A 296-nucleotide genomic window follows, 5' to 3' on the forward strand; every position below is an offset into this window, starting at 1 on the left:
GATGGGTCGCATGCACTGACATACACCTTAACCGATGCGGCGGGTAATGAAAGTGAAGCGAGTTCAGACTTGACCTTGACCATAGATACAGTCGCACCAGAGGCACCAAGTGCAGCGCCTGCGGGCTTCTTGGACGATGGCGGAAATCTAGTCAGTGGCACAGATGCCAAGGACAACACGCCGAGTCTTCTTGTGGGTAAGAACTTGACGGACACACCGACGTTGTACGTCGACGGCAACAAAGTAGCGGCCATCTATAACGCGGAAGCTGGTACGTTAACCCCAACGACGGCCTT

General features: G+C 54.4%; 1 protein-coding gene. It reads left to right on the top strand.

All coding sequences use genetic code 11. From position 1 onward, the window contains the following. On the top strand, nucleotides 1-296 hold a 296-nt coding region (locus tag DK187_RS19680; RefSeq protein ID WP_204355669.1), incomplete at both ends, for a hypothetical protein.

Origin of the sequence: Marinomonas arctica (genome assembly GCF_003259225.1) — a bacterium.
GTDB classification, from domain to species: domain Bacteria; phylum Pseudomonadota; class Gammaproteobacteria; order Pseudomonadales; family Marinomonadaceae; genus Marinomonas; species Marinomonas arctica.